Raw genomic sequence first — 2,184 nt, forward strand, 5'->3', positions numbered from 1 at the left:
CTTCTGCATGATCCACGGTCAGGCGCGTGAGGACGTCGAGGCCAAAATTGCCGAACTGCGTACCCGGCTCAAACTCACCGGCTACGCGCACGACACGCTGTTCTCGATTACCCGCTTCAAGCAGACCGGTGCCCGCTATGCTTGATCAGCTTTCGGATACGCAAGAACAGGCCAGAACAGATCAGTGCGAAGTGCCGGCGTCGCGCGAGATCTTGTTCCACACATTGTACTTGCCGACCGGCTTGCTGGCCGGGATGCGCTTCACTTCCTGCAGGGTTTGCGCGTCGTAGACGATTAGCGCACCGTCCATTTCCCACAGGCTGGCCAACGCGTAGCGGCCATCGCGGGTGAATTCGATATGCGCCAGCGTTTTGCCCGGTTCGGGTTTAAGGCGCGCCACAATCTCCAGCGTGTCCTTGTCGATCACCTGCAGGGTATCGCGGTTTTCGCGGCTCATCATCGAATCGACCCAGGCGTATTTGGATTTCTCGTGGCTGCGCATGAAAAATCCCGGCCCCAGCGTCTTGATGTCGGTAATCTTCTTCCAGGTTTGCATGTCGATGATGCTGACCAGTCCTTCCTTCAGGTTCGGCGAAGCCATCACCGTCCGTCCCTGATACTGCCAGGTGATGCCGGAACCGAGATGCGGCATGCCGGGCAGATCGATGTCGGCGATTTTCTTTCGCCCACCGAGGAATATTACCTGCCCGCGATTGCTCCCCTCTTCAGGACGCGAGGCGCCGATGACCATCTGGTAATCCCGGTCGAAGAAAAAGTCGTCGAGGTAGTCCTCAAGGAAGGTGCGCCTCGGATTGAGCTTGCCGGGTACGAAACTGCCTTCTTTCATTTTGTAGTCATGCACCAGACCGCTGGCGATCGGTTCGGCCTGATCGTCGTAGCTGATCTCCCACAGTTCCTTGATGTCCTTCATCGCGGCAACGAAGCTCTTGCGAGGAGCAGCGTCGTACACTGCGGAAACGCGCGAGGTTTTTGTGTGTTTGTCGTCCCATGTTTCGATGAGCTTGACGAAGGACAGATCGCGCGCATCGAGAACGACCAGCGAGTGCGGCAGGTAGTTGGCGACCATAACATAACGCCCGTCGCCGGAAACGGCGACATTGCGCGTGTTGAGTCCGGCGCGCACCTCGTGCGTGACTTTCAGGTTGTAGAGGTCGAAACGCGACACCCAGCCATCGCGTGAGGCGAAAAAGACATAGCGTCCGTCCGGCGTGAACTTCGGCCCGCCATGCAGCGCGTAGCGCGAGGGGAAGCGATGAATCCGCTCCAGGCGATCGCCGTCGAGGACGGAAACGTGATGATCGCCCGTCTCGACAACGATAAAAAGATTGAGCGGATCGGCCGTGAAAACCGGCTTGTCCCCCAGTGTCTTCGCCGCGAAGTGTTCGACGCGCGAAGCGCGGATCTCGGCTTCCTGCCATTGCGGCCTGGGGATCACCGGCTGGTAGAACCAATCGGTCAGCGCTGCGATTTCCTCTGGCGATAGCCTGGCTCCGAAACCCGGCATTTGCGTGGCCGGTCGACCCTCGCCGATCACCTTGACGGCGTCGGCTTTGCGCAGGCGTTCGAGATTTTCCGGCAACAGCGCAGGACCGATCCCGCCCAGTCGGCCGGCACCGTGGCAGGCGACGCAATGCTGCTGGTAGTTGGTGGCTGCATCGGCAGCAAACACGTCGGGAGCAACGCAAAAAAAGGCGGCCAGCGCCAGAAAATGCCACATCGTCAGACCTCGCTGGGGTTGGCGTGTTTGCGCCAAGGCGTTACCCGCAGGCGTTCGCCGCTGCCGGTGGCACCGATTTCGTCATCGCTCAGATAACAGCCGGGATCTTCTGCCCACGCGTCGCCACTCACCTGCTGTGCCCGCACGCGGGTGTTGCCGTTGCAGATCGGCAGATAAGTGCAGGCCGCACAGCGCCCTTTGACCGGTCGGGGATGTTGTTTCAGACCGGCCAGCAGCGGGTCGGAGAGGTCGGCCCATATATCGCCGAAGGGGCGCTGTTTGGCATTGCCCAGCGTGTGGTGCCACCACATGGTGTCCGGGTGCACGTTGCCCAGATTATCGATATTGGCCACGTTGACGCCGGAGGCGTTGCCGCCCCACTGCGTGAGCTTGCCAGCGATGTGTGCGGCCTGTTCGGGAAAATGGCGGCGCACCCAGAGCAGGAA

2 protein-coding genes are annotated in these 2,184 nt (G+C 60.5%); both read right to left on the bottom strand.

Features of this window, described 5'->3' with window-relative positions; genetic code table 11:
• Nucleotides 1-181: 181 nt before the first annotated feature.
• Nucleotides 182-1,738, bottom strand: a complete 1,557-nt coding sequence (locus JNM42_RS08945; protein WP_294268461.1) for a nitrite reductase — start codon at nt 1,736-1,738, stop codon at nt 182-184.
• Between the two features lie 2 nt (nt 1,739-1,740).
• Nucleotides 1,741-2,184: SPASM domain-containing protein (locus JNM42_RS08950; protein ID WP_294268463.1), on the bottom strand; the 444-nt coding region annotated here is incomplete at its 5' end.

It is taken from the genome of Propionivibrio sp., assembly GCF_016790145.1.
GTDB lineage: Bacteria > Pseudomonadota > Gammaproteobacteria > Burkholderiales > Rhodocyclaceae > Propionivibrio.

Excerpts from the sequence above, each read along its gene's own strand:
- JNM42_RS08945 (WP_294268461.1), bottom strand. The coding sequence starts at position 1,738 with ATGTGGCATTTTCTGGCGCTGGCCGCCTTTTTTTGCGTTGCTCCCGAC.